25 protein-coding genes and 3 tRNA genes are annotated in these 24,264 nt (G+C 72.6%); 21 read left to right on the forward strand and 7 right to left on the reverse strand.

Features of this window, described 5'->3' with window-relative positions; translation table 11 throughout:
- Window positions 1-167: 167 nt before the first annotated feature.
- The 5 genes from G5C65_RS01615 (at window position 168) to G5C65_RS01635 (ending at window position 2,886) form a co-directional block, all read left to right on the forward strand.
- Complete coding sequence (locus G5C65_RS01615; protein ID WP_165296749.1) at window positions 168-950, forward strand: fumarylacetoacetate hydrolase family protein; 783 nt, start codon at window positions 168-170, stop codon at window positions 948-950.
- Window positions 940-2,433: a glutamate--tRNA ligase gene (gene gltX / locus G5C65_RS01620; RefSeq protein WP_165296750.1), complete on the forward strand. Its 1,494-nt coding sequence runs from the start codon at window positions 940-942 to the stop codon at window positions 2,431-2,433. The genes G5C65_RS01615 and gltX overlap by 11 nt, the downstream gene beginning before the upstream one ends.
- Before the next feature lie 175 nt (window positions 2,434-2,608).
- Window positions 2,609-2,680 (forward strand) — tRNA-Gln (locus tag G5C65_RS01625).
- Window positions 2,681-2,706: 26 nt separating this feature from the next.
- Window positions 2,707-2,779 (forward strand) — tRNA-Glu (locus G5C65_RS01630).
- A 34-nt stretch (window positions 2,780-2,813) separates the two neighbouring features.
- A tRNA-Glu gene (locus tag G5C65_RS01635) sits at window positions 2,814-2,886 on the forward strand.
- A 48-nt stretch (window positions 2,887-2,934) separates the two neighbouring features.
- On the opposite strand, the gene G5C65_RS01640 is transcribed toward G5C65_RS01635, so the two are convergent.
- A complete protein-coding gene (locus tag G5C65_RS01640; RefSeq protein WP_165296751.1) occupies window positions 2,935-3,603 on the reverse strand; it encodes a MerR family transcriptional regulator in 669 nt (222 codons plus the stop codon).
- Between the two features lie 94 nt (window positions 3,604-3,697).
- Between G5C65_RS01640 and G5C65_RS01645 the strand changes: the two genes are divergently transcribed.
- Entirely contained in the window at window positions 3,698-4,198 is a 501-nt protein-coding gene (locus tag G5C65_RS01645) for a DUF4188 domain-containing protein (protein WP_165296752.1), read from the forward strand.
- A gap of 223 nt (window positions 4,199-4,421) precedes the next feature.
- Here the strand turns inward: G5C65_RS01645 and ndgR are convergent, their stop codons facing one another.
- Window positions 4,422-5,138, reverse strand: a complete 717-nt coding sequence (gene ndgR / locus G5C65_RS01650) for an IclR family transcriptional regulator NdgR (RefSeq protein WP_165296753.1) — start codon at window positions 5,136-5,138, stop codon at window positions 4,422-4,424.
- Window positions 5,139-5,292: 154 nt separating this feature from the next.
- Between ndgR and leuC the strand changes: the two genes are divergently transcribed.
- The 4 genes from leuC to G5C65_RS01670 all read left to right on the forward strand — a co-directional run bounded on the left by leuC (window position 5,293) and on the right by G5C65_RS01670 (window position 8,665).
- Entirely contained in the window at window positions 5,293-6,732 is a 1,440-nt protein-coding gene (leuC, locus tag G5C65_RS01655; RefSeq protein WP_165296754.1) for a 3-isopropylmalate dehydratase large subunit, read from the forward strand.
- Between the two features lie 14 nt (window positions 6,733-6,746).
- The gene (gene leuD / locus G5C65_RS01660; protein ID WP_165296755.1) at window positions 6,747-7,340 is read left to right on the forward strand and encodes a 3-isopropylmalate dehydratase small subunit; all 594 of its coding nucleotides are present in this window, start codon (window positions 6,747-6,749) and stop codon (window positions 7,338-7,340) included.
- 285 nt (window positions 7,341-7,625) lie between these two features.
- Window positions 7,626-7,880, forward strand: coding sequence for an SCO5555 family protein (locus tag G5C65_RS01665; protein ID WP_165296756.1), 255 nt, complete (start codon window positions 7,626-7,628; stop codon window positions 7,878-7,880).
- Between the two features lie 125 nt (window positions 7,881-8,005).
- Window positions 8,006-8,665 carry an HU family DNA-binding protein gene (locus G5C65_RS01670; protein ID WP_165296757.1) on the forward strand — a complete coding sequence of 220 codons (660 nt, stop codon included), beginning with the start codon at window positions 8,006-8,008 and terminating at the stop codon, window positions 8,663-8,665.
- 91 nt (window positions 8,666-8,756) lie between these two features.
- Here G5C65_RS01670 and G5C65_RS38355 read toward each other — a convergent pair whose 3' ends face one another.
- Together G5C65_RS38355 and cofC are read right to left on the reverse strand one after the other, a co-directional pair.
- On the reverse strand, window positions 8,757-8,978 hold the full coding sequence (locus tag G5C65_RS38355; RefSeq protein ID WP_206441120.1) for a hypothetical protein: 222 nt from the start codon (window positions 8,976-8,978) through the stop codon (window positions 8,757-8,759).
- A gap of 10 nt (window positions 8,979-8,988) precedes the next feature.
- On the reverse strand, window positions 8,989-9,720 hold the full coding sequence (gene cofC / locus G5C65_RS01675; RefSeq protein ID WP_206441121.1) for a 2-phospho-L-lactate guanylyltransferase: 732 nt from the start codon (window positions 9,718-9,720) through the stop codon (window positions 8,989-8,991).
- Between the two features lie 143 nt (window positions 9,721-9,863).
- Between cofC and G5C65_RS01680 the strand changes: the two genes are divergently transcribed.
- The 3 genes from G5C65_RS01680 to G5C65_RS01690 are packed head-to-tail and all read left to right on the forward strand — an operon-like array spanning window position 9,864 to window position 12,853.
- Window positions 9,864-10,664 carry a 1-acyl-sn-glycerol-3-phosphate acyltransferase gene (locus tag G5C65_RS01680; protein ID WP_165296758.1) on the forward strand — a complete coding sequence of 267 codons (801 nt, stop codon included), beginning with the start codon at window positions 9,864-9,866 and terminating at the stop codon, window positions 10,662-10,664.
- On the forward strand, window positions 10,661-11,662 hold the full coding sequence (locus G5C65_RS01685) for an NAD(P)H-dependent glycerol-3-phosphate dehydrogenase (protein ID WP_165296759.1): 1,002 nt from the start codon (window positions 10,661-10,663) through the stop codon (window positions 11,660-11,662). The genes G5C65_RS01680 and G5C65_RS01685 overlap by 4 nt, the downstream gene beginning before the upstream one ends.
- Before the next feature lie 54 nt (window positions 11,663-11,716).
- Complete coding sequence (locus G5C65_RS01690) at window positions 11,717-12,853, forward strand: D-alanine--D-alanine ligase family protein (protein ID WP_165296760.1); 1,137 nt, start codon at window positions 11,717-11,719, stop codon at window positions 12,851-12,853.
- 30 nt (window positions 12,854-12,883) lie between these two features.
- Here the strand turns inward: G5C65_RS01690 and G5C65_RS01695 are convergent, their stop codons facing one another.
- Together G5C65_RS01695 and G5C65_RS01700 are read right to left on the reverse strand one after the other, a co-directional pair.
- Window positions 12,884-13,390, reverse strand: coding sequence for a DUF3515 family protein (locus G5C65_RS01695; RefSeq protein ID WP_165296761.1), 507 nt, complete (start codon window positions 13,388-13,390; stop codon window positions 12,884-12,886).
- Between the two features lie 20 nt (window positions 13,391-13,410).
- Entirely contained in the window at window positions 13,411-13,644 is a 234-nt protein-coding gene (locus G5C65_RS01700; protein WP_165296762.1) for an Lrp/AsnC ligand binding domain-containing protein, read from the reverse strand.
- A gap of 147 nt (window positions 13,645-13,791) precedes the next feature.
- On the opposite strand from G5C65_RS01700, the gene G5C65_RS01705 reads away from it, so the two are divergent.
- Both G5C65_RS01705 and thiD read left to right on the forward strand, forming a co-directional pair.
- Window positions 13,792-14,784: a thiamine-phosphate kinase gene (locus G5C65_RS01705; protein ID WP_165296763.1), complete on the forward strand. Its 993-nt coding sequence runs from the start codon at window positions 13,792-13,794 to the stop codon at window positions 14,782-14,784.
- 26 nt (window positions 14,785-14,810) lie between these two features.
- Window positions 14,811-15,617, forward strand: a complete 807-nt coding sequence (gene thiD, locus G5C65_RS01710; RefSeq protein WP_165296764.1) for a bifunctional hydroxymethylpyrimidine kinase/phosphomethylpyrimidine kinase — start codon at window positions 14,811-14,813, stop codon at window positions 15,615-15,617.
- A 98-nt stretch (window positions 15,618-15,715) separates the two neighbouring features.
- Here thiD and rpmB read toward each other — a convergent pair whose 3' ends face one another.
- A complete protein-coding gene (gene rpmB / locus G5C65_RS01715) occupies window positions 15,716-15,904 on the reverse strand; it encodes a 50S ribosomal protein L28 (protein ID WP_165296765.1) in 189 nt (62 codons plus the stop codon).
- A gap of 239 nt (window positions 15,905-16,143) precedes the next feature.
- On the opposite strand from rpmB, the gene G5C65_RS01720 reads away from it, so the two are divergent.
- The 6 genes from G5C65_RS01720 to G5C65_RS01745 all read left to right on the forward strand — a co-directional run bounded on the left by G5C65_RS01720 (window position 16,144) and on the right by G5C65_RS01745 (window position 24,263).
- Window positions 16,144-17,922, forward strand: coding sequence for a DAK2 domain-containing protein (locus tag G5C65_RS01720; RefSeq protein ID WP_165296766.1), 1,779 nt, complete (start codon window positions 16,144-16,146; stop codon window positions 17,920-17,922).
- Between the two features lie 117 nt (window positions 17,923-18,039).
- Entirely contained in the window at window positions 18,040-21,024 is a 2,985-nt protein-coding gene (locus tag G5C65_RS01725; protein ID WP_165296783.1) for a helicase-related protein, read from the forward strand.
- A 214-nt stretch (window positions 21,025-21,238) separates the two neighbouring features.
- On the forward strand, window positions 21,239-21,832 hold the full coding sequence (gene rsmD, locus G5C65_RS01730) for a 16S rRNA (guanine(966)-N(2))-methyltransferase RsmD (protein ID WP_165296767.1): 594 nt from the start codon (window positions 21,239-21,241) through the stop codon (window positions 21,830-21,832).
- Window positions 21,833-21,858: 26 nt separating this feature from the next.
- Complete coding sequence (gene coaD / locus G5C65_RS01735) at window positions 21,859-22,338, forward strand: pantetheine-phosphate adenylyltransferase (protein ID WP_338146197.1); 480 nt, start codon at window positions 21,859-21,861, stop codon at window positions 22,336-22,338.
- Window positions 22,339-22,409: 71 nt separating this feature from the next.
- A complete protein-coding gene (locus G5C65_RS01740; protein ID WP_165296769.1) occupies window positions 22,410-23,543 on the forward strand; it encodes an ATP synthase subunit B family protein in 1,134 nt (377 codons plus the stop codon).
- Between the two features lie 162 nt (window positions 23,544-23,705).
- Complete coding sequence (locus tag G5C65_RS01745) at window positions 23,706-24,263, forward strand: YceD family protein (protein WP_241265480.1); 558 nt, start codon at window positions 23,706-23,708, stop codon at window positions 24,261-24,263.
- Window position 24,264: the final 1 nt, after the last annotated feature.

Raw genomic sequence — 24,264 nt, forward strand, 5'->3', positions numbered from 1 at the left:
CCCGCACTCCCCGCGCCCCGCACGGGGCCCGGGGCTGGTCGGGGCTGCCCCTGCCGGTGCGTCGCGGGGCCGGCAGGCGCAGCCCCGACGCCGGGCACGCGCGGCCCGCCGGACACGGCATAGGCTGGAGCACTGACCACGGCCGCCACCCCGAAGGAAAGACCCCCGTGCGCATCGCCAGATTCTCCCTCGACGGCAACGTCGGCTTCGGCGTACTGGAAGACGTCGAAGGGGACGGCGACCCCGTCCTCGACATCATCAGGGGCCACCCCTTCGCCGAGTTCGAGCGCTCGGGCCAGAAGCTGCCCCTGGGCGCGGTCCGCCTCCTCCCGCCCGTCCTCCCGAACAAGGTCGTCGCCATCGGCCGCAACTACGCCGAGCACGCCCGGGAGCTGGGCAACGAGGTCCCGGACGCTCCGGTGGCCTTCTTCAAGCCGTCCACCTCGGTGGTGGGCCCCGGCGACCCCATCGCGTACCCGTCCTTCTCCTCCGAGGTGCACTACGAGGCGGAGCTGGCCGTGGTCATCGGCCGGCTGTGCAAGGACGTGCCGCGCGAGCGCGTCAAGGACGTGATCCTCGGCTACACCTGCGCCAACGACGTCACGGCCCGCGATATCCAGCGCACCGAGAACCAGTGGGCGCGCGCCAAGGGCTTCGACTCCGCCTGCCCGCTCGGCCCCTGGATCGAGACCGAGCTGGACCCCTCCGACCTGGCCCTGATGTGCACGGTCAACGGCGAGCAGCGGCAGCTGGGGCGCACGGCCGAGATGGTCCGCTCCATCGAGGACCTGGTGGTCCACATCACCGAGGCCATGACCCTGCTCCCGCAGGACGTCATCCTCACCGGCACCCCCGCGGGCGTCGGCCCCCTGAACGTCGGCGACGAGGTCGCCGTCACCATCGAAGGCATCGGCACTCTCACCAACAAGGTGATCAAGCGTGACTACTGAGTCCCCCCGTGGGGCGAGCCCCGTACGCGTGCGTTTCTGCCCCTCCCCGACCGGCAACCCGCATGTGGGCCTGATCCGTACCGCCCTGTTCAACTGGGCGTACGCCCGGCACACCGGCGGCACCCTGGTCTTCCGCATCGAGGACACCGACGCGGCCCGCGACTCCGAGGAGTCCTACGAGCAGCTGCTCGACTCGCTGCGCTGGCTCGGCCTGGACTGGGACGAGGGCCCCGGGGCAGGGGGCCCGCACGCCCCGTACCGCCAGTCGCAGCGCATGGAGATCTACGCGGACATCGCGCACCGGCTCCTGGAGAGCGGCCACGCCTACCCCTGCTACTGCACGGCGCAGGAGCTGGAGGAGCGCCGCGAGCGGGCCCGCGAGGAGGGCCGCCCGTCCGGCTACGACGGCACCTGCCGCGACCTCACGCCCGAGCAGATCGCCGCGTACGAGGCGGAGGGGCGCAGCCATGTCGTCCGCTTCCGGATGCCGGACGAGCCGATCACGTTCACGGACATGGTGCGCGGCGAGGTGACCTTCCAGCCGGAGAACGTCACCGACTACGGCATCCTGCGCGCCACCGGGGCCCCGCTCTACACGCTGGTCAACCCGGTCGACGACGCGCTGATGGAGATCACGCACGTGCTGCGCGGCGAGGACCTGCTCTCCTCCACCCCGCGCCAGATCGCGCTCTACCGGGCGCTGATCGAGCTGGGCGTGGCCAAGGAGGTCCCGGAGTTCGCCCACCTCCCGTACGTCATGGGGGAGGGCAACAAGAAGCTCTCCAAGCGCGACCCGCAGTCCTCGCTCAACCTCTACCGGGAGCGGGGCTTCCTGCCGGAGGGCCTGCTCAACTACCTCGCCCTGCTGGGCTGGTCGCTGGCCGAGGACCGGGACATCTTCTCCCTGGACGAGATGGTCGCCGCCTTCGACGTGCACGACGTCAACGCGAACCCGGCGCGCTTCGACCTGAAGAAGTGCGAGGCGATCAACGCCACCCATCTGCGCGAGCTGCCGGCGAAGGACTTCACCGCGGCCTGCGCGCCCTGGCTGAGGGCTCCCTACGCCCCCTGGCCCGAGGAGAACTTCTCCCAGGCCGCCTTCGAGGAGCTGGCCCCCCTGGCCCAGACCCGCCTCACCGTCCTCTCGGACATCACGGCCAACGTCGACTTCCTCTTCCTGGACGAGCCGGTGGAGGACGAGAAGTCCTGGCAGAAGGCGATGAAGGAGGGCGCCGACGCGCTGCTGCGCACGGCCCGCGCCCGGCTGGAGGCGGCGGACTGGACGTCGGCGGACGCGCTGAAGGAGGCGGTGCTGGCGGCGGGCGAGGAGCACGGCCTGAAGCTGGGCAAGGCCCAGGCCCCGGTCCGCGTCGCGGTCACCGGCCGTACGGTCGGGCTGCCGCTCTTCGAGTCCCTCCAGGTGCTGGGCAAGGAGCGCACCCTGGCCCGCGTGGACGCGGCGCTGGCGAAGCTGGTGGGCTAGGCAGGCCCGGCGCCCGTACTGTCCGGCCGGGAGCACCGCTCCCGGCCGGAACTCGTTTTGGAGCACCGTCTCCGATCGGGTAATGTTCTTCCTGTCGCCGCGAGGGGAAGGGCAGAAAACCCGGTCCGGAGCGGCGGTCACCTCAATCAAGGTCCCCCTGGGACTTGCATTTTGGTGGGCTATGGTGTAATTGGCAGCACGACTGATTCTGGTTCAGTTAGTCTAGGTTCGAGTCCTGGTAGCCCAGCACGATCCACGCTCTGTGAGATCGAGGCCCCCGTTGTGTAGCGGCCTAGCACGCCGCCCTCTCAAGGCGGTAGCGCCGGTTCGAATCCGGTCGGGGGTACAGGTTCCGGTCCTTGCGGCCGGGGCCGGGCAGGGCCCCCGTTGTGTAGCGGCCTAGCACGCCGCCCTCTCAAGGCGGTAGCGCCGGTTCGAATCCGGTCGGGGGTACTCGGTCAGTGAGCCCCACACCACGCGGTGTGGGGCTCACTCATGTGTTCAGCCGGGGCCCGCGCGCCGCTCCGGCGGCGCGGGGAAGCGGCGCGCCGACTCCTCGGCCTGCGCCAGCCGCCGCAGGCACAGCAGCACCGGCTCGTGGAGCACCGTGAGGGCCACGCTCGCCTCGACCTGCTCCGCGGTGCTCTCCAGCTCCTCCAGCAGGTCCAGATCCGTCCGGGCCAGCTCCTCGGCCACCCGCGCGAACCGGGTCAGCCGGGCCGCGTCGCACGGGTATCCCAGCCGGGCGAGCGCGGCGACGGCTCCCACCAGCGTCTCGTACGCGGGGCTGCCGGGCCCGAACTCCTCCCAGCCCAGCTCCGCCATCAGGGTGCCGACGGCCCGCCGCGCGGTCCGGGCGGCCTCGTCGTCCTCCCCGGCCGCCAGGCCGGGGGCCGGGGAGGGCAGCGCCCAGGCGGCGACGCCCAGCCGGTTGTGCTGGTCCAGGGTCTCGTCGTCGACGGCCGCCAGCACCTCGCGGGCCGTCGCCACCGGCATCCGGCCCACCTGGATCAGTGCGCGCACCAGGCTCAGCCGGCGCAGATGCTCCTCGCCGTACGCGGCCTGGGTCGCGCTGAGCCGTTCGCCGGGCGGCAGCAGGCCCTCGCGCAGATAGAACTTGATCGTGGCCGTGGGCACGCCGCTGCGGGCGCTCAGCTCTGCCATCCGCATGGCTCCGGGCTCCTTGGGGTATTCGGGTGGCGCAGTCGATTGGAGAGTGGCACTATCCAATAATAGAGAGTGACACTATCCAAGGAGGGTATCCATGGGGGGCGGAAAGGTGATCGAGGGGCGGCGCACCGCGGACGCGGACGGAGCGGTCGTCGTCTTCCTGATCGGCATGCGGATCAACCGGCTGCGGTCGGTGCGCTCGTGGCTGCCGGTGTTCGTCGCGATGCCGCGGATGGTGCGCGAGCTGTACGCCGACCCGGAGTCCGGACTGCTCGCCGCCCGGCTCGTGATGAGCGGGCCCCGCGAGTTCGGCGTGGTGCAGTACTGGCGCTCCACCGAGCACCTCTTCGACTACGCGGTGGCGCCCGGCAGGCAACACCGCCCCGCCTGGGCGGCGTTCAACCGGCGGGTGCGGAAGAGCCGGGGGAGTGTGGGGATCTGGCACGAGACGTACCGGGTTCCGGCGGGCGGGTACGAGAGTATCTATGCCGACATGCCGGAGTACGGGCTCGCGGCGGCGCACGGGGCGGTCCCGGTCGCCGCCCGCGGAGAGGGGGCCCGCCAGCGGATGGCGGCGGCGGACTCCTCCGGCTGAGCGGTTTCGAGGTGTGCGATCCGGGCTGCCCCGGCCGGTCGCCGTGCGCCCTCGGCTGCGCTGCGGCTGGGCGCGCAGTTCCCCGCGCCCCTGACGGGGCGCAGTGACGTGCGGCGCCCCGCCAGGGGCGCGGGGAACTGCGCGCGCAACCACACTGGGCCCGCAGACTGCGACGCACCGCAAGGGGCACCCCCTCCCCAGGGGGCAAGGTCGGCCACACTCGCTAGCTGGGCCGCTTCAGCGCCTCGCTCAGGCGGGCGGCCGCGTCCACGATGGCCTGGGCGTGCATCCGCCCCGGATGCCGGGTGAGCCGCTCGATCGGGCCCGAGACCGACACCGCCGCCACCACCCGGTTCGAGGGGCCCCGCACCGGGGCCGAGACGGAGGCGACCCCCGGTTCGCGCTCGCCGACCGACTGGGCCCAGCCCCGCCGCCGTACGCCGGAGAGCGCGGTGGCGGTGAACCGCGCGCCCTGCAGGCCGCGGTGCAGCCGCTCCGGCTCCTCCCACGCCATCAGGATCTGCGCGGCCGAGCCCGCCTTCATCGGCAGCGTGGAGCCGACCGGCACCGTGTCCCGCAGTCCGGACAGCCGCTCGGCCGCCGCCACGCAGATCCGCATGTCGCCCTGGCGCCGGTAGAGCTGCGCGCTCTCGCCGGTCACGTCCCGCAGGTGGGTGAGCACCGGGCCCGCGGAGGCGAGCAGCCGGTCCTCGCCCGCAGCCGCGGCCAGCTCGCCCAGCCGCGGGCCGAGTATGAAGCGGCCCTGCATATCGCGGGCGACCATACGGTGGTGTTCGAGCGCCACCGCGAGCCGGTGCGCCGTGGGGCGGGCCAGGCCGGTGGAGGTGACCAGCCCGGCGAGGGTGGCCGGACCGGACTCCAGAGCGCTCAGTACCAGAGCCGCCTTGTCGAGAACGCCGACACCACTAGAGTTGTCCATGCGTCGATACTTGCGTCTCAAAGTGTGAAACGCAAGTTCAATTTCTCGCGGAACCCGCCAGGCTGTGGTGACGGCCGCCACCCCGCCCGGCGGGCGGGGTGGCGCGAAAGTTCTCGACATGTGGTCGGCGGCGCAGCCGGCCGGAGGGACAGCGATGGGACGGACACTCGCGGAGAAAGTCTGGGACGACCATGTCGTCAGGCGCGCGGAAGGCGAGCCCGACCTTCTCTTCATCGATCTGCACCTGCTCCACGAGGTGACCAGCCCGCAGGCGTTCGACGGCCTGCGCAAGGCGGGCCGCGCGGTGCGGCGCACCGATCTGACCATCGCGACCGAGGACCACAACACCCCCACCCTCGACATCGACAAGCCGATCGCCGACCCGGTCTCCCGCACCCAGCTGGAGACCCTGCGCAAGAACTGCGCGGACTTCGGGGTGCGGCTCCATCCGCTGGGCGACGTCGAGCAGGGCGTCGTCCACGTCGTCGGGCCGCAGCTCGGGCTGACCCAGCCCGGCATGACCGTGGTCTGCGGCGACAGCCACACCTCCACGCACGGCGCGTTCGGCGCGCTCGCCTTCGGCATCGGCACCTCGCAGGTCGAGCATGTGCTGGCGACCCAGACGCTGCCCATGGCGCCGTTCCGGACCATGGCGGTCACGGTCAACGGCGAGCTGCCTGCGGGCGTCACCGCGAAGGACCTGATCCTCGCCGTCATCGCCCGGATCGGCACCGGCGGCGGCCAGGGCTATGTCATCGAGTACCGGGGCGAGGCCGTCGAGAAGCTCTCGATGGAGGCCCGGATGACCGTCTGCAACATGTCCATCGAGGCCGGGGCGCGCGCCGGGATGATCGCCCCGGACCGGACCACCTTCGACTACGTCCGGGGGCGGGAGCACGCCCCCTCCGGCGCGGACTGGGACGCGGCCGTCGCGTACTGGAAGACGCTGCGCACGGACGACGACGCCGTCTTCGACCACGAGGTGGTCATCGAAGCGGACGAGCTGGCCCCGTTCGTCACCTGGGGCACCAATCCGGGGCAGGGTGCCCCGCTGTCCGCCGCCGTGCCCGACCCGGGGTCGTTCGAGGACGTCAGCGCCCGGCAGGCGGCGGAGAAGGCGCTGGAGTACATGGGGCTGACCGCGGGTCAGCCGCTGCGCGAGGTGGCCGTGGACACCGTCTTCGTGGGCTCCTGCACCAACGGCCGGATCGAGGACCTCCGTTCGGCCGCCTCCGTGCTGCGCGGCCGCAGGGTGGCCGGGGACGTGCGGATGCTCGTCGTACCCGGCTCCGTACGGGTGGCCCTGCAGGCCGTGGACGAGGGGCTGGACAAGGTGTTCACGGAGGCGGGCGCCGAGTGGCGGCACGCCGGCTGCTCGATGTGCCTGGGCATGAACCCGGACCAGCTGGCGCCCGGCGAGCGGGCGGCCTCCACCTCCAACCGGAACTTCGAGGGCCGGCAGGGCAAGGGCGGGCGCACCCATCTGGTCTCGCCGCAGGTCGCGGCGGCCACGGCGGTGCTGGGCCACCTCGCCTCGCCGGCCGACCTGTCCGGACCCACCGAAACCGACGTACGCACGCCCGCGCGCTTCTGAGGAGCCTGACCACGATGGAAGCCTTCACCACCCACACCGGGCGCGCCGTCCCGCTGCGCCGCAGCAACGTCGACACCGACCAGATCATCCCGGCGCACTGGCTCAAGAAGGTCACCCGCGACGGCTTCGAGGACGGCCTCTTCGAGGCGTGGCGCAAGGACCCGGACTTCGTGCTGAACCGGAGCGCGCACGCCGGGGCCACGGTGCTGGTCGCCGGTCCGGACTTCGGCACCGGGTCGTCTCGCGAGCACGCCGTCTGGGCGCTGCAGAACTACGGCTTCCGGGCCGTCGTCTCCTCCCGCTTCGCCGATATCTTCCGGGGCAACTCGCTCAAGAACGGCCTGCTCACCGTGGTGCTGCCGCAGGAGACCGTGGAAGCCCTCTGGCGGCTGACGGAGGACGACCCGACCGCCGAGGTGACCGTCGACCTGGTGGCGCGCAAGGTCCTCGCGACGGGTGTCGAAGCCGACTTCGCACTGGACGAGAACGCCCGCTGGCGGCTGCTGGAGGGCCTGGACGACATCAGCCTCACCCTGAAGAACGAAGCCGCCATCGCGGACTTCGAGGCGTCGCGGCCCGCCTTCAGGCCGCGTACGCTGACCGTCTGAGCCCGGCTCAGACCTCCACCGCGCCCCCGCCGTCCGGCGGGGGCGCGGTGCTGTGTGCGGGGAGCCGGGCGGCGCGCGGGGCACAGGGGGCGCACATCAGGTTGACGTGAATTAGTCTTGAGCCCCAGTTTCTTTCGTACTAAGGAGCGACTCCGACCGTGGCCCCCGGAACCCCGGACCCGCGCGGCGTGTCAACTCGGGCACCGAACAGCCGGGTTGACGCACTCGGGCGCGTTGCTCCCCCCGCTGGAAGCGACAACTCACCCCAGATGGCACAATCACCGCATGGAACGCGACGGTCAGGAGGAGCTCTACGACCGACTCGCCGCCCGCTTGAAAGAGGCGCACGCCGTGGTGCGCTCACCGCAAGTCCCCGAGGGCGCACGGATGGCACTGAGCCGCAAGCTGCTCGTCATCTCGGCGGCCGCGAAGCACGATCTCGCCGGGGCGGAACGGCGTCTGGAGCGCCTCATGGCCGACATGGACGCGGGACGATTCCCCGCGCGACAGGGAGAAGTGCGCGCCGACGGAACTCGATGACGGTCGAGTTCGTTGCGACACAAGGGTGATTCGCCCGTTTCGTGTTTGATTTGCGGTATATATCTGCCTAACGTGCGAAAAGGCTTGAACAGATTCGTTCCGGCAATGTCTCCGAAGGGGAAGACGTGAACAAGGCGCAGCTCGTCGAAGCAATCCAAGACCAGCTCGGCGGACGTCAGCAGGCCGCAGACGCGGTCGATGTCGTCCTGGACGCGATCGTCCGTGCGGTCGTCTCCGGTGACCGGGTCTCGGTCACCGGCTTCGGCTCGTTCGAGAAGGTCGAGCGTCCGGCCCGGTACGCCCGCAACCCGCAGACCGGGGAGCGGGTCCGGGTCAAGAAGACCTCCGTCCCGCGGTTCCGCGCGGGCCAGGGCTTCAAGGACCTGGTGAGCGGGACCAAGAAGCTCCCGAAGAACGACGTCGCGGTCAAGAAGGCCCCCAAGGGCAGCCTCTCCGGCGGCACCGCCACCAAGAAGGCCACGGCCAAGAAGGCGGCGGCGAAGAAGGCGACCGCCAAGAAGACCACGGCGAAGAAGGCCGCACCGGCGAAGAAGGCCACGACGGCCAAGAAGACCACGGCCAAGAAGAGCCCCGCGAAGAAGACCGCGACGGCGAAGAAGGCGACACCGGCGAAGAAGGCCACGCCGGCCAAGAAGACGGCGACCGCCAAGAAGGCCACGGCCAAGAAGGCGCCCGCCAAGAAGAGCACCGCGAAGAAGGCGCCCGCCAAGAAGACCGCGGCGCGCAAGACCACCGCCAAGAAGACCACCGCCCGCAAGCGCTGAGCGGGCGGACAGCACGAGAAACAACGGCGCCGGGCCGGGCTCCCCTCGGGGAGCCCGGCCCGCGCCGTTTCCGCCGGACGGGGTAGGGCCGCTACAGCGTCTGCAGTGTCACCAGGGTGATCCGGCGAGCCGCTTCCCCGCCCGTACCCTCGCTCTCCTCCGCCGTCTCGATCCGGACCCGCTGCCCCGGCCGGAGCAGCCGGAGTCCGCCCGCGTCGAAGGCGTCCCGGTCGAACGGCAGGGGCGTGCCGTCGTCCAGCAGCACGCTGCCGGAGCGGGACTCGGGGTCGTAGGTGTACGCCGTGGCCTGCATGCGCCGCAGCCTACTCGCCCCCACAACGCGTGTCCGGCCAGCCGTGAGCGCCCCGCAGGGGCGACCCCTCGCGCGGAGGCCGGCCGGGGACGGGGCCGGCGAGGAGGGTGGCCGTATGGCGGCCGAGCCCGAGATCCCGGGCAGTCCGCAGATCGGCGGCCGTATCGACGTCCCGCCGCACACTGTCCACTCCGGAAAGCGTGATCTCCACCGCGCCCGAGGCCCGGTGCCGGGCGCGGGAAGGGCCGCCGAACGCGGGGGAGAGCGGGCTCGGCGGCAGCGCCGTCAGGAGCGTGGTGCCGATATCGGCGGCGTCCGGCAGAAAGGCGCGGGGAAATCGCGCGGCCGCATGGAGAACCCGCGCCAATTCCGCCGGGCGCAGCGCGGGGAGATCCGCGTTCAGCGCGGCGACGGCGGTATCCGGATCGGCGGCGCGCACCCGCGCCGCGCCGTAGCGGAGCGCAGCGTTCAGCCCGGCGCCCGGCGCGTCGGGCACCGTACGGGCCCCCAGCGCCGCCAGCCGGGCGGCGGCCAGCGGATCGTCCGTGACAACCACCACACGGCGCACCGCGGGACACGCGATCACCGCACCGACCGTGTCCTGCGCGAACGCCAGCGCGAAGCCGGGCCGCGCCGCCCCCGGGACGGCCCCGGCCAACCTGCTCTTGGCCCGTATCAGGGGCTTCAGCGGCACGACGACGGTCCACGCCGCAGGGGTCACTTGTGACTGCATCGGCCCCATTCTCACTCGGGTGCCGGGCGCCCGGTCGGCGGCGGGGTTACGGTGTGCACGACAGCGGACGCTGACGGTGTGCTCGACAGCAAGGCGGCCTGCGGCGACACTTGTGCGGTTGTCCACATGCGCCAAAAGGAGATGGTGTCCGAGTGTCCCGCCATAAAGTCGGCTTCTGGTACCGCCTTGCAGCGGTAGTGCTGAAACCGCCGCTCGTGGTGCTGTTCAAGCGGGACTGGAGAGGAATGGAGCACATTCCAGCGGAGAGCGGTTTCATCACCGTGGTCAATCACAACTCGCATATCGATCCGCTCTCCTATGCACACTTCCAGTTCAACACGGGACGGGTGCCGCGCTTCCTGGCGAAGAACGGGCTGTTCAAGGGGGGCGTCGTGGGCGCCGTGATGCGCGGGACCGGCCAGATCCCGGTCTACCGGGAGTCCACCGACGCCGTCGGGGCCTTCCGCGCCGCCGTCGACGCCATCAACAGCGGCGAGTGCGTGGCCTTCTACCCCGAGGGCACCATCACCCGCGACCCGGAGATGTGGCCCATGGCGGGCGGCAAGTCGGGCGCGGCCCGCGTCGCGCTGCTGACCAGGGCCCCCGTCATCCCCGTCGCCCAGTGGGGCGCCAACCTCGCGGTGCCCCCGTACGCGAAGCTCAAGCAGCTGCGGCTGTTCCCCCGCAAGACCCTCACCGTGCGGGCCGGGCCGCCGCTCGACCTGTCCGCGTACTACGACAAGGAGCCCACGGCCGAGGTGCTCCGCGAGGTGACGGACGTCATGATGGACGCCGTCACCGAGCAGCTCGCCGGGATCCGCGGCGAGCCCGCGCCCGCCGAGCGCTACGACCACCGCAAGGCCGTCGCGCGCCGGCGCGCCGGGGCCCGCCGGGGGGACGGCGCGGTGGCGCGCGGTGCGGGACAGCACGACGAGGGAAAGAAGGACGCGTGACGAAAGCCGCCGTATTCGGCACCGGCTCCTGGGGTACGGCCTTCGCGATGGTGCTCGCCGACGCGGGCTGCGAGGTCACACTCTGGGGTCGCCGCGCCGAGGTCGTGGAGGCGGTCAACGCCGAGCGGCGCAACCCCGACTACCACCCCGACACCGAGCTCCCTCCGGCCGTACGCGCCACCACCGACCCCGCCGAGGCCGCCGCCTCGGCCGCGTTCACGGTGCTGTCCGTGCCGGCCCAGACGCTGCGCGGCAATCTGCGCGCCTGGGCCCCGCTGCTGGCCCCGGACACGGTGCTGGTCTCCCTGATGAAGGGCGTCGAACTCGGTACCGCCGAGCTGATGAGCGAGGTCATCGAGGAGGTCGCCGGCGTCCCCGCGGACCGGGTCGCGGTGCTGACCGGGCCCAATCTGGCCCGGGAGATCGCCCAGCGGCAGCCCGCTGCGGCCGTCGTCGCCTGTACGGACGAAGCGGCGGCGCGCCGCCTCCAGGGCGCCTGCCACACGCCGTACTTCCGCCCGTACACCAACACCGACGTCGTGGGCTGCGAGCTGGGCGGCGCCGTCAAGAACGTGATCGCGCTCGCCGTCGGCATCGCGGAGGGGATGGGGCTCGGCGACAACGCCAAGGCGTCCCTGATCACCCGGGGCCTCGCGGAGACGACGCGGCTCGGCGTCACCATGGGCGCCGACGCGCACACGTTCGCCGGGCTCGCCGGGATGGGTGACCTCGTGGCGACCTGCTCCTCGCCGCTCTCCCGGAACCACACGTTCGGCACCAACCTCGGCCGGGGCATAAGCCTGGAAGAGACCATCGCGGTCACCCGGCAGACCGCCGAGGGCGTCAAGTCCTGCGAGTCGGTGCGGGACCTCGCGCGACGGCACGGGGTGGAGATGCCGCTCACCGAGACCGTCGTCAGCATCGTGCACGAGGGCAAGCCGCCGCACGTGGCGCTCAAGGAGCTGATGTCGCGCAGCGCGAAGCCGGAGCGGGTGTGACGCAGCGGGGCCGCAGTCGGGACTCCGTGCGCCCCACCCGGTAAAGTCGCAGCGATGAGCAGCCACAGCCACTCCCGCAAGCCCCGCGTCGCCGTCGTCTTCGGCGGGCGCAGCTCCGAGCACGCCATCTCCGTCGTTACGGCGGGCGCCGTGCTCAGCGCCATCGACCGTGACACGTACGAGGTGCTGCCCATCGGCATCACCGCCGAGGGCCGCTGGGCGCTGGCGGCCGACGACCCGGACCGGATGGCCATCGAGGAGCGGAAGCTCCCCAGCGTGGAGGAGCTGGCCGAGTCCGACACCGGCGCCGTGGTCCTCCCGCTCGGCCCGGGGAGCCGCGAGGTCGTCTACGCCGAACCCGGCGCCGTCCCCAAGGCGCTGGGCGACGTCGACGTCGTCTTCCCCATGCTGCACGGCCCGTACGGCGAGGACGGCACCCTCCAGGGCATGCTGGACCTCGCGGGCGTGCCCTACGTCGGCTCCGGCGTGCTGGCCTCCGCCGCGGGCATGGACAAGGAGTACATGAAGCGGATCTTCACCTCCTTCGGGCTGCCGATCGGGCCGTATGTCACCGTCCGGCCGCGCGAGTGGGAGGCCGATCCGGGGGCGGCCCGCAAGAAGATCGTGGACTTCGCGGCGGACCACGGCTGGCCGGTCTTCGTGAAGCCCGCCCGCGCGGGCTCGTCCATCGGCATCACCAAGGTCGACGGGCTGGGCGGGCTGGACGAGGCCGTCGAGGAGGCCCGGCGGCACGACCCGAAGGTCATCGTGGAGGCGCTGGTGCGCGGGCGCGAGATCGAGTGCGGCGTGCTGGAGTTCGAGGACGGGCCGCGTGCGAGCGTGCCCGCCGAGATCCCGCCGGTCAGCGCGCACGAGTTCTACGACTTCGAGGCGAAGTACATCGACTCCGCGTCCGGGATCGTGCCCGCGCCGCTCACGGAGGAGGAGACGGCCCGGGTCCGCGAGCTGGCCGTACGCGCATTCGAGGCGCTGTCCTGCGAGGGGATCGCCCGCGCGGACTTCTTCCTCGCCGAGAACGGCGAGTTCGTGCTGAACGAGGTGAACACGATGCCGGGGTTCACGCCGATCTCCATGTACCCCCGGATGTGGCAGGAGACGGGCGTCAGCTACCCCGAGCTGGTGGACCATCTGATCCAGGCCGCCCTCCGCCGCAGCACGGGGCTCCGCTAGCGTCCGGGCCCCTGGCGGCGTACCGGAACCTCAGCGTGGCCCGGACCTGGGAACCGTCTTCCGTACCGGGCCGGCCAGGTCCGTCAGGGCTCCGGTCTCCGGCGCGTACGCCTCCGGCACCGTCAACTCCACGTACGCCGCGCGGTCCGTCGTCGTGAAGCGGTAGCCCCCTTTCCGCTTCTCGATGAGCCACGAGACCCCATTCACCTCGGCCGCGTCGGCCGTGGGGTTGTACTCTTCACTGCCGGGCGTGAGCTTCTCGGGCCGGGCGACCCCGCAGCGCAGCTCGACCGGGGGATCGCCCCACGCGGCCGTGTAGCGGGACTCGGGGTCCAGGGAGGCGCGCCGCTGCCCGGCCACCTGCTTCGGCAGGGCGCCGTGGAGCGCCCGGCACGCCTGCGCGGCCTTTCCCGAGGGATGGGGAACCGCCGGGCCCGCGCTGCCGTCGCTGGATGAGCAGGCCGCGGCGAGCGCGAGCAGCAGGGCGAGCGGCACGGTCGGCACGATGTGACGGGATGCGCGACGGGAAGTGCTCACCGGGTGAGCATACGGCGGGCCTAGAGGTGGACTATGGGGCAGGTCAGAGTGCGTGTGATGCCGTCCACTTGCTGGACCTTGGCGACCACCATGCGGCCCAGGTCGTCGACCGTGTCGGCCTCGGCCCGCACGATCACGTCGTACGGCCCGGTCACATCCTCGGCCTGGATCACGCCGGGAATCTTGGAAACGATCTCGGCGACGGCGGACGCCTTGCCGACCTCCGTCTGGATCAGAATGTACGCCTGTACCACGGAACCTCCAGAGGGGCCACGAGGATCGTGCGGGGCGGGAAGAGACGCCACCGTACCGCGTCCCCACACCGGCCGGGAGCCCCGTACCAGCGGATCAGACGGTATACGAGCGAAGAAGCGAAGCTTCGGACACGAAGGGGCACAGGAATGCGCGATCTGACCGGCGGGCGCAGCCCGGGCACCGTGGGGGAGTTGGGGGAGTTCGGACTCATCCGGCAGCTGACCTCCCGGCTCACCTCCACCCCCGCCGTGCGGGTCGGCCCGGGGGATGACGCGGCCGTCGTCGCGGCTCCGGACCGCCGGGTCGTCGCCAGCACGGACATTCTCATCGAGGGACGCCATTTCCGCCGCGACTGGTCTACAGCGTACGACGTCGGACGCAAGGCCGCAGCGCAGAACCTGGCCGATATCGCCGCCATGGGCGCCGTGCCCACCGGACTGCTGCTCGGCCTCGTCGTCCCCGCCGAACTCCCCGTGAACTGGCCCACCGAACTGATGGACGGCATCCGCGACGAGGCCCAGGTCGCCGCGGCCGCCGTGGTGGGCGGCGACGTGGTACGCGGCGACACCATCACCGTCTCCATCACCGCGCTCGGCGACCTGCGCAACCGCGAGCCGGTCACCCGAGGCGGCGCCCGGCCCGGCGACGTGGTCGCCGTCACCGGCTGGCTGGGCTGGTCGGCCGCGGGACACGCGGTGCTCTCCCGCGGCTTCCGCTCGCCGCGCGCTTTCGTGGAGGCGCACCGCCGCCCCGAACCCCCCTACCACGCGGGCCCCGCGGCCGCCGGGCTCGGCGCCACCGCGATGACCGACGTCAGCGATGGGCTCATCGCCGACCTCGGCCATATCGCGGAGGTCAGCAAGGTGCGGATCGATGTGCGCTCCGCCGGGCTCGACATCCCCGCGCAGATGGCCGACATCGGGCAGGCGGTCGGCGTGGATCCGCTGCACTGGGTGCTCACCGGCGGGGAGGACCACGCGATCGTGGCGACCTTCCCGCCCGACCAGAAGCTGCCCGCGCGCTGGCGCGTGATCGGCGAGGTGCTCGCGCCCTCCGCCCTGCCGCAGGTCACCGTGGACGGCGCGGCCTGGGACAAGGCGGGCGGCTGGGACCACTTCTCGGCGCCCTCGGAGCACTGACCGGCCGGCTGGGTACCGTCGTAGCCATGCACACACAGCCGCCCCTCGTGCTCACCGTCGCCGGATCCGACTCGGGCGGAGGCGCGGGAATCCAGGCCGACCTCAAGACGATGCTCGCCCTCGGCACCCACGGCATGAGCGTCGTCGCCGCCGTCACCGCGCAGAACTCGCTGGGCGTGCAGGGCTACTGGGAGCTGCCCGCCGAGGCCGTACGCGCCCAGTACCGCAGCGTCGTCGACGACATCGGCGTACACGCCGTGAAGACCGGCATGCTGGCCTCGGCCGAGCTGGTGGAGACGGTCGCCGAGCTGCTCGCCGGCACGGAAGCGCCCGCTGTCGTCGACCCGGTCGGCGTCTCCAAGCACGGCGACTCCCTGCTCGCCGCCGAGGCCGTGGACTCGGTGCGCACCAGACTGCTGCCCGCCGCCACCGTCGTCACCCCCAACCTGGACGAGGTCGCCCAGCTCACCGGCGTCCAGGTGGCGGACGAGGCGGGGATGCCGGAGGCCGCGGCCGCCGTCCTCGCGTACGGCCCGCGCTGGGCGCTGATCAAGGGCGGCCATCTGCCCGGCTCCGCCGAGGCCGTCGACCTGCTGACGGACGGCACGGCGGAGCACTGGCTGCGTGCCCCGCGGCACGGCAACCGGCACACCCACGGCACCGGCTGCACCCTCGCCAGCGCGCTGGCAGCGCAGCTCGCCAAGGGGCAGACCGTTCCGGAGGCCGCGGCGGCCGCCAAGGAGTTCACGGCGGGCGCCCTCGCCGCGGGCTTTCCGCTGGGCGCGGGCCTGGGCCCGGTCCACCACGGCTGGCGCTTCCAGCAGCGGGACTGACACGGCGCCGCGCCCCGGCCGGCAGCGGGGATGGCTGCGGACGCGGACACAAAGAAACCGGCCCGCTCGGGGCGGGCCGGTTCCTGGGTCGTATCAGCTCAGTGCGCGGCGACCTTGCCGGCCTTGATGCACGAGGTGCACGCGTTCAGCCGCTTCGGCGTCCCGCCGACGACCGCACGCACGCGCTGGATGTTGGGGTTCCAGCGACGGCGGGTGCGGCGGTGCGAGTGGGAGATGTTGTTGCCGAAGGTCGGCCCCTTGCCGCAGACGTCGCAGTTGGCAGCCACGGTCACTCCAAAGACGGGTCATCCCCGCTGCACAGCGGGGTGAAAATAGCGAATACTGGACACTCCCAGCGGCTGAGACCAGCTGACCGCCGGTGGTGCCAGGGAGTGGCCTGGTCGGCGCCAGGCAACCCCAGCAGCATACAACGCCGCCTCTCGAACAGCGAAACCGGCTTCTCGCGGAGGGCGCAGCAGGCACGGCGTAGCCTGCCTCGCAGCGCCACCCCGAGGAGGTCCTGCACGTGCCGCACTCGCTCGATCCCCCAGCGGTACGGGAGTGGTGCGCCCTCGCCCGCCGGGCGCTCCGCCTGCGCAGCGCCCGGCTCGACGCGATCAACGTCTTCCCCGTCGCCGACGGCGACACCGGCACCAATCTGCGCCTCACCTTCGAGGCCGCCGCGCGGCCCGCGCGCACCCCCGACGCCGGATCGGACGCCGGATCGGATGCCGGATCCGGCGCCGGATCCGACACCGGCTCCGCCGCCGAGCTGCTCCGTGAGATGGCCCACGCGGCCCTGCTGGCGGCGCACGGCAACTCCGGCACCATCCTCGCGCAGTATCTGCGCGGCCTCGGCACCCCCGGCACGGACTCGCTGGCCCGTGCCCTGCGGCACGCGGCGGACAGCGCGTACGAGGCGGTGGCGCACCCGGTCGAGGGCACGATGCTGACGGTGGCGGCAGCGGCGGCCTCGGCCGCCGAGCGCGCGGCGGAGCGCGGCCAGGGGGACGGCGCGCAGGCCGCGGCGGCGGAGCGGGCCGCCCGGGAGGCGGTGAGCGCCACCCGGGACCAGCTCGCGGTCCTGCACGAGGCGGGGGTGGTGGACGCCGGGGCCGACGGCCTGGCGACCCTGCTGGCCGCCCTGTCCCAGGCGCTGGGAAACCCCCGGGAGGCCGTTGCGGACGCCGACCGGACCCACGGGGACGACCGGACGGACCGGCCGGTGCCGGACCGGGGTGAAGCCGCCCTTGGCGGCGCCGGCCTGGCGCGACAGCCACGGGACCGGACGCCGGGCGGGCGTTCGCGGGACGTGGAGCCTGCGGGCGGTGGCCGGGCCGCGCAGCGCCAAGAGGTGATCTACCTGCTGGAGACGGCGGGCCCGCACGTGGTCGCCGAGCTCCGCCGCTCCCTCGACGCGCTCGGCGACTCCCTGGTCGTCGCGGGCGGCGAAACGCTGTGGAGCGTCCACATCCACACCCCCGACGCGGGCGCGGCCATCGAGGCGGGGATCGCCGCGGGACGCCCGTACCGCATCCGCGTCACGCACCTCGGCGCCGACCGCGAGCACGGCCCCCCGTGTGCCGACACCGGCACGGGCGCCGATACGGGTGCTGGCACGGACGTCGGTACGGGTGCCGGTACGGGCACGCGCCGCGCCGTCGTCGCCGTCGTCCCGGGCAGCGGCCTGGCCGGGCTCTGCGCGGAGGCGGGCGCCACCGTCGTCCCCGCGGCGGAGGCCGCCGACGGCACCGCGCTGCTCGCCGCCGTCCGGGCCTCCGGGGCCCCGGAGGCGGTCCTGCTGCCGAACGGCGCCGGATTCCACCCGGCGGCGGCCCGCGCCGCCGAGGAGGCGCGGGCGCTCGGCGTACGCGCCGCCGTCATCCCCACCCGCGCCGCCGTCCAGGGACTCGCCGCGCTCGCCGTGCACGAGCCGGAGCGGCGGTTCGACGAGGACGTGGTCACCATGACGTCCGCCGCCGGGGCCACCCGCTACGGCGAGGTGACCCTGGCGCGGAGCCGGTCGTGGACGACCGCGGGCGTCTGCCAGGCGGGCGATGTGCTCGGGCTGGTCGAGGGCGACGTCGCGGTGATCGGCTCCGACCTCGCGCACACCGCGCGCGCGGTGCTCGCGCGGATGCTCGCGGCGGGCGGCGAACTGGTCACGCTGGTGGTGGGCGAGCAGGCGCCGACGGGGCTCGCGGGGGCGCTGGAGGAGTACGTGCGCCGGGAGCACCTGGCCGTGGACACGGTGGTCTACGAGGGCCGCGAGCAGGAGTCGCCGCTCCTGGTGGGGGTCGAGTAGCCCGTCGCTGTCACCACCGTCCGGCAGGATGGTGCCGTGTCCGCACAAGCCGCATCACACTCCGAGCCCCTCCGGGAGCCGCTGAAGACCCTCCTCGGCGGCAGCACAGCGAAGGTCATGGCCGAGCAGCTCGACCTGCGCACGGTGGGCGACCTGCTGCACCACTACCCGCGCCGGTACGCGGAGCGGGGCGAGCTGACCCGCCTGTCCGACCTCCCGCTGGACGAGCACGTCACCGTCGTCGCGCAGGTAGCCGACGCGCGGGTGCACACGTTCAACCGGGGCAAGGGCCAGCGGCTGGAGGTCACGCTCACCGACGGCAGCGGCAGGCTGCAGCTCGTGTTCTTCGGCAAGGGCGTCTGGGGCGCCCAGCAGAAGCTGCTGCCGGGCCGGCGCGGCATGTTCGCGGGGAAGGTCGGCGTCTTCAACCGCAAGCTCCAGCTCGCCCACCCGGACTACATGCTGCTGGACGAGCAGACCGACGGCGAGGACCTCGCCCGCTTCCAGCTCCTGCCGCTGTATCCGGCCTGCAAGCAGCTCCCCTCCTGGAAGATCGCGCAGGCGGTGCAGCTGGTGCTGCGCACCCTCCAGGCCACCGACTGGCGTGGCCTGGTCGACCCGCTGCCCGAGCCGCTCCGCACGGGCCGGGGCCTGGTCCCGCTCCCCGAAGCGCTGGTGAAGGTGCACGGGCCGCGCTCCAAGGCGGAGATCGCGGACGCGCAGCAGCGGCTCAAGTGGGACGAGGCGTTCGTCCTGCAGGTCGCGCTGGCCCGCCGGCGCGGCAAGGAGGCCGAGCTGCCCGCCGCCCCCCGCAAGCCGGTGGCCGGCGGGCTGCTGGACGCGTTCGACGCGCGGCTGCCGTTCACCCTCACCGAGGGGCAGCGGCAGGTCAGCCAGGAGATCTTCACCGACCTCGGCACCGAGCACCCCATGCACCGGCTCCTCCAGGGCGAGGTGGGCAGCGGGAAGGCCCAGCCCCTGGACTCGCTCGTCCTCACCCCGGACGGCTTTCGGAAGATGGGGGAGATCCGGGTCGGTGACCTGGTGGTGACGCCGTCGGGCGAGATCGCCCCGGTTGACGGGGTCTTTCCCCAGGGGGAACGCGAGATCTGGCGTCTGGTGCTCTCGGACGGCAGCAGCGTCGAGAGCGATGACGAGCACCTGTGGATCGTCGGCACGCGTTGCGGTCGGCACGGTGGAGACGCCCCGAAGGTCCTCTCCACCCGGGAGATCCGCGAGGACCTGACGACATCCGACGGGGAGCCGAAGTGGTATCTCCCGGCGGCCGTTCCCGTGGACCTCGGATGTGAGGGAAACCTGCCGCTGGACCCGTATCTCCTGGGCACGCTGCTCGGAGGCGGCACCTCTCGGCACCGGCCGCCGCACGACAGCTTCGTCCCTGACATGTACAAGAACGCTCCCGTCAAGGACCGGCTCGCTGTCCTTCAAGGGCTGATGGACGCGGGCGGAACGGTGGACACGAGCGGATGCGGCCTGTCGTTCTGCTCCGTGTCCCGCGCGCTGGCCGAGGACGTGGCCTGGCTCGTCCGCTCGCTGGGCGGGTGCGCCCGGGTGCTGTCCGAAGGAGCGGCGTTCCCCGTGTCGGTGGACCTCCCCGCGCGGTTTCCGCCCTTCCGGCTGGAGCGCAAGGCCGGACGCCTGGCCGAGCGGGGTACGCACGACAGGTTCCGCAGGGGCATCCGGCGGGTGGAGCGCGCGGGGCGCAAGCAGGCGCAGTGCATTCGCGTCCGCCATGAGGACAGGGCCTACGTCACCGACAACTTCACGGTCACGCACAACACGATGGTCGCGCTGCGCGCGATGCTCACCACCGTGGACGCGAGCGGGCAGGCCGCGATGCTCGCGCCGACCGAGGTGCTGGCCCAGCAGCACCACCGCTCCATCACCGAGATGATGGGCGAGCTGGCCGAAGGGGGGATGCTGGGGGGCGCCGAGCAGGGCACCAAGGTGGTGCTGCTCACCGGCTCCATGGGCGCGGCGGCGCGCCGCCAGGCGCTGCTCGACCTGGCGACCGGGGAGGCCGGGATCGTGGTCGGCACGCACGCCCTGATCGAGGACAAGGTGCAGTTCCACGACCTGGGCCTGGTCGTGGTGGACGAGCAGCACCGGTTCGGCGTCGAGCAGCGCGACGCGCTCCGCTCCAAGGGCAGGCAGCCCCCGCACCTGCTGGTGATGACGGCGACGCCCATCCCGCGCACCGTCGCCATGACGGTCTTCGGTGACCTGGAGACCTCCGTGCTGGACCAGCTGCCCGCCGGCCGCTCCCCGATCGCCACCCACGTGGTGCCCGCCAAGGACAAGCCGCACTTCCTCACCCGTACCTGGGAGCGGCTGCGGGAGGAGGCGGAAGGCGGCCACCAGGCGTACGTCGTCTGCCCCCGCATCGGCGACGAGGACGAGCCCCCGGCGCGCAAGTCCGCGGGGTCCGCGGAGTCCGCGGAGTCCGTGGAGGACGAGGGGGAGAAGCGGCCCCCGCTGGCCGTCCTGGACATCGCGGAGCAGCTCTCCGGCGGCCCGCTGAGCGGCCTGCGCGTCGAGCCCCTGCACGGCCGGATGGCGCCCGAGGCGAAGGACGAGGTGATGCGCCGCTTCGCCGCGGGCGAGGTGGATGTGCTGGTGGCGACGACGGTCATCGAGGTCGGCGTCAACGTCCCGAACGCCACCGGCATGGTCATCATGGACGCGGACCGCTTCGGCGTCTCGCAGCTGCACCAGCTGCGCGGCCGGGTGGGGCGGGGCTCGGCGCCCGGCCTGTGCCTGCTGGTCACGGACGCGCCCGAGGCCGCCCCGGCCCGCGCCCGGCTGGAGGCGGTGGCCGGGACGCTGGACGGCTTCGAGCTGTCCCGGATCGACCTGGAGCAGCGCCGCGAGGGCGATGTCCTGGGCCAGGCCCAGTCCGGGGTGCGCTCCTCGCTGCGGATGCTGACCGTGATCGAGGACGAGGACGTCATCGCCGCGGCCCGCGACGAGGCCACGGCGCTGGTCGCCGCCGACCCCGCGTTGGAGCGCCACCCCGAGCTGCGCACGGCCCTGGAAGCGCTGCTGGACGAGGAGCGGGAGGAGTTCCTGGACAAGGGCTGACGCGATGGAGCCCCGCCAGGGGCGCGGGGCTCTGCTCGGCACCGCAAGGGGCGCCCCGGTGCCGGGCGCCGCCCTCCACGTCCGCCGTCACCGGTACGTTCACGGCGGCCCGTCGGCACCCCTCCGGGCGCCCGGTCCTGGGCGCGGGGCCTATCGTGAGAGCGGGCGGCGGGGCGCCGCCCCTGAGCAGCACCGAAGGGCCAGGACACCCACCATGACCCGCGTGATCGCCGGAGCGGCGGGCGGACGGCGGCTCGCCGTCCCGCCCGGCAACGGCACCCGCCCGACCTCCGACCGGGCCCGCGAGGGGCTCTTCTCCAGCTGGGAGTCCCAGCTCGGGGGGCCCGCCGGCTGGCGGGGGCTGCGGGTGCTCGACCTGTACGCGGGGTCGGGCGCCGTCGGCCTGGAGGCGCTCTCGCGTGGGGCTGCCCACGTCCTGCTGGCCGACTCCGAGCCCCGCGCCGTGCGCACCCTCCAGGCGAACGCCCGTGCGCTCGGGCTGCCCGGCGCCGAGGTCCGCACCGGCCGCGCCGAGCAGGTGGTCGCGGGGGAGCAGCCTGCGGCTCCGTACGATCTGGTGTTCCTCGATCCGCCGTACGCCGTCCCGGATGACGCACTCCGCGAGATCTTGCTCACACTCCGTGCGCGGGGCTGGCTCGCCGAGGAGGCGCTGGCCACCGTGGAGCGCAGCACCAGGGGTGGTGAATTCCGCTGGCCGGAAGGGTTCGAGGGGCTCAGGGCCCGTCGTTACGGAGAGGGAACCCTTTGGTACGGTCGCGCCGTCGTTCGAGCCGGACAACACCAGTGATGACTCTGGAGAGCGAGGAAACGCCAGTGCGCCGTGCAGTCTGTCCCGGATCCTTCGATCCGATCACGAACGGGCACCTCGACATCATCGCCCGCGCCTCCAAGCTGTACGACACCGTCTATGTGGCCGTGATGGTCAACACGTCGAAGAGCGGCCTCTTCAGTGTGGAGGAGCGCATCGACCTGATCCGCGAGGTCACCGAGAGCTTCGGCAACGTCCAGGTCGAGTCCTTCCACGGGCTGCTGGTCGACTTCTGCAAGGAGCGCGAGATCCCGGCCATCGTCAAGGGCCTGCGCGCCGTCAGCGACTTCGACTACGAGCTGCAGATGGCTCAGATGAACAACGGCCTCTCCGGCGTCGAGACGCTCTTCGTGCCGACCAACCCCGCCTACAGCTTCCTCTCCTCCAGCCTGGTCAAGGAGGTCGCCACCTGGGGCGGCGACGTCTCCCACCTGATTCCCGAGGCCGTCCACCGGGCGCTGACCGAGCGGCTGGCCGGGCGCTGACGCGCACCGGCGCGGGCCGGCTTGCGGGTTCCGGTCACAGCCCCGCCGCCGCGGGCCGTACAGTCACCCCCGTGGACGTACAGCAGAGACTCGACGAGATCGTGGCGGCCGTCAGCGGCGCCCGGTCGATGCCCATGTCCGCCTCCTGCGTGGTGAACCGGGCCGAACTGCTCGCCATGCTCGACGAGGTGCGCGCCGCGCTGCCCGGCTCGCTCGCCCAGGCCCGCGAGGTCCTCGGCGACCGGGACCAGGTGGTCGCGCAGGCCCAGCAGGAGGCCCAGCGGATCATCGAGTCGGCCCAGGCCGAGCGCGGCTCCCTGGTCTCCGGTACCGAGGTCGCGCGCCGGGCGCAGGACGAGGCCGACCGCATCCTCGCCGAGGCGCGCCGCGAGGCGGAGGAGATCCGCGCCCAGGCCGACGACTACGTCGACGGCAAGCTCGCCAACTTCGAGGTGGTGCTGAGCAAGACCAAGGGCTCCGTCGACCGCGGCCGGGAGAAGCTGCTCGGCACCGGGCCCGGCGCCGAGTCCTGGCACGAGGGGTACGACGAGTACGGGATCAGCGAGCCGGAGCGCACCAGCGACCCGCACGAGCTGCGGCAGCGCGCGGACGCGTATGTCGACGCCCGGCTCGGCTCGGTCTCGGCGGTGCTGGCGAAGACCCTGGAGGGGGTCGGCAAGGGCCGCGAGAAGCTGCGGGGCCACGAGCCCTCGGACGAGCTGGCCGCGCATATGGCGGCCCAGGACGGGGCCGACGGCTACGCCCCGCCGCACACCAGCGACGCGGACTACCTCGCGGACCTGGCCGTACCCCAGCAGCAGGCGCCCCAGCAGGCCCCGCCGCAGCAGGCGCCACAGCAGCAGCCCCAGCACCACCAGCCCCAGCACCAGCAGCCTCACCAGTACGAGCCCCAGCACCAGCAGGCCGTCCCTCCGCCGTCGCCCCAGGCCCCGCCCACCGCCGACCCCTACTACGCGCAGCAGTCGCCGCCGGTCCCGACCCAGCAGCACGACCCGTACGGCTACTACTACGGCCAGCAGCAGGACCCGGCGTACTACCCGCAGCAGGAGCAGCAGGTCCCGCAGCAGGCGTACTACGGCCAGCAGCAGCCCGTCCAGCAGCCCGCGCAGCTGGACGAGACGAGCCTGTTCGACACGAGCATGATCGACCTCGATCAGGTCAGGGCCTACGAGCAGGGCCGCTGAATTGGGTCATCGCGGGGGCGTCCAGTATTCTGTTTCTTCGGTCGCGCGAAAGTCCGTGGCCGGAGCCCCACCCGTAGAAAGCAGGAAGCCCTGAACGCCCCCCTCGACCACCGCGCCCCTCTCGTGTTCGACACACGCGAGCTGGGACGGCGTCCTGGTGCGATGAAGCGGCTCTCCCGCGAGGTGGAGTCTCCCGGCCGCCTCGCCGTCGAGTTCATCGGCGTGCCGGATGACGCGACGATCGAGCTGGACCTCCGCCTGGAGTCGGTCATGGAGGGGGTGCTCGTCACGGGCACCGCCCGTGCGCCGGTGACAGGGGAGTGCGTAAGGTGTCTGGAACCGCTGGGACACACCGTCGAGGCGGACTTCCAGGAGCTCTTCTCGTACCCCGACGCCGATGACCGGAACCGCCCCGCGGCGGAGCCCGGCGACGACGCCGAGGACGAGGACACGCTCTTCCTTGAGGGCGACCTGTTCGACCTCGAACCCGTGCTGCGGGACGCGGTGGTGCTCGCACTGCCGCTGCAGCCGGTGTGCCGTCAGGACTGTCCAGGGCTGTGCCCCGAGTGCGGGGCGAAGCTCGCGGACGATCCCGACCACACGCACGACGAGGCCGTCGACATCCGTTGGGCGGCACTGCAGGGACTCGCCGAGACCATGAAGGACGGCGAGAAGGACAACGACCTCCGCGATGGCGGGGGAGACTCACAGGAGAAGTAGC

Origin of the sequence: Streptomyces boncukensis (assembly GCF_011045075.1) — a bacterium.
In the GTDB taxonomy this organism is placed as follows: domain Bacteria; phylum Actinomycetota; class Actinomycetes; order Streptomycetales; family Streptomycetaceae; genus Streptomyces; species Streptomyces boncukensis.

Excerpts from the sequence above, each read along its gene's own strand:
- G5C65_RS01640 (WP_165296751.1), bottom strand. The coding sequence starts at position 3,603 with ATGCGGATGGCAGAGCTGAGCGCCCGCAGCGGCGTGCCCACGGCCACG.
- G5C65_RS01645 (WP_165296752.1), top strand. The coding sequence starts at position 3,698 with ATGGGGGGCGGAAAGGTGATCGAGGGGCGGCGCACCGCGGACGCGGAC.
- ndgR (WP_165296753.1), bottom strand. The coding sequence starts at position 5,138 with ATGGACAACTCTAGTGGTGTCGGCGTTCTCGACAAGGCGGCTCTGGTA.
- leuC (WP_165296754.1), top strand. The coding sequence starts at position 5,293 with ATGGGACGGACACTCGCGGAGAAAGTCTGGGACGACCATGTCGTCAGG.
- leuD (WP_165296755.1), top strand. The coding sequence starts at position 6,747 with ATGGAAGCCTTCACCACCCACACCGGGCGCGCCGTCCCGCTGCGCCGC.
- G5C65_RS01665 (WP_165296756.1), top strand. The coding sequence starts at position 7,626 with ATGGAACGCGACGGTCAGGAGGAGCTCTACGACCGACTCGCCGCCCGC.
- G5C65_RS38355 (WP_206441120.1), bottom strand. The coding sequence starts at position 8,978 with ATGCAGGCCACGGCGTACACCTACGACCCCGAGTCCCGCTCCGGCAGC.
- cofC (WP_206441121.1), bottom strand. The coding sequence starts at position 9,720 with ATGGGGCCGATGCAGTCACAAGTGACCCCTGCGGCGTGGACCGTCGTC.
- G5C65_RS01690 (WP_165296760.1), top strand. The coding sequence starts at position 11,717 with ATGAGCAGCCACAGCCACTCCCGCAAGCCCCGCGTCGCCGTCGTCTTC.
- G5C65_RS01705 (WP_165296763.1), top strand. The coding sequence starts at position 13,792 with ATGCGCGATCTGACCGGCGGGCGCAGCCCGGGCACCGTGGGGGAGTTG.
- thiD (WP_165296764.1), top strand. The coding sequence starts at position 14,811 with ATGCACACACAGCCGCCCCTCGTGCTCACCGTCGCCGGATCCGACTCG.
- G5C65_RS01725 (WP_165296783.1), top strand. The coding sequence starts at position 18,040 with ATGGCCGAGCAGCTCGACCTGCGCACGGTGGGCGACCTGCTGCACCAC.
- rsmD (WP_165296767.1), top strand. The coding sequence starts at position 21,239 with ATGACCCGCGTGATCGCCGGAGCGGCGGGCGGACGGCGGCTCGCCGTC.
- G5C65_RS01745 (WP_241265480.1), top strand. The coding sequence starts at position 23,706 with ATGAAGCGGCTCTCCCGCGAGGTGGAGTCTCCCGGCCGCCTCGCCGTC.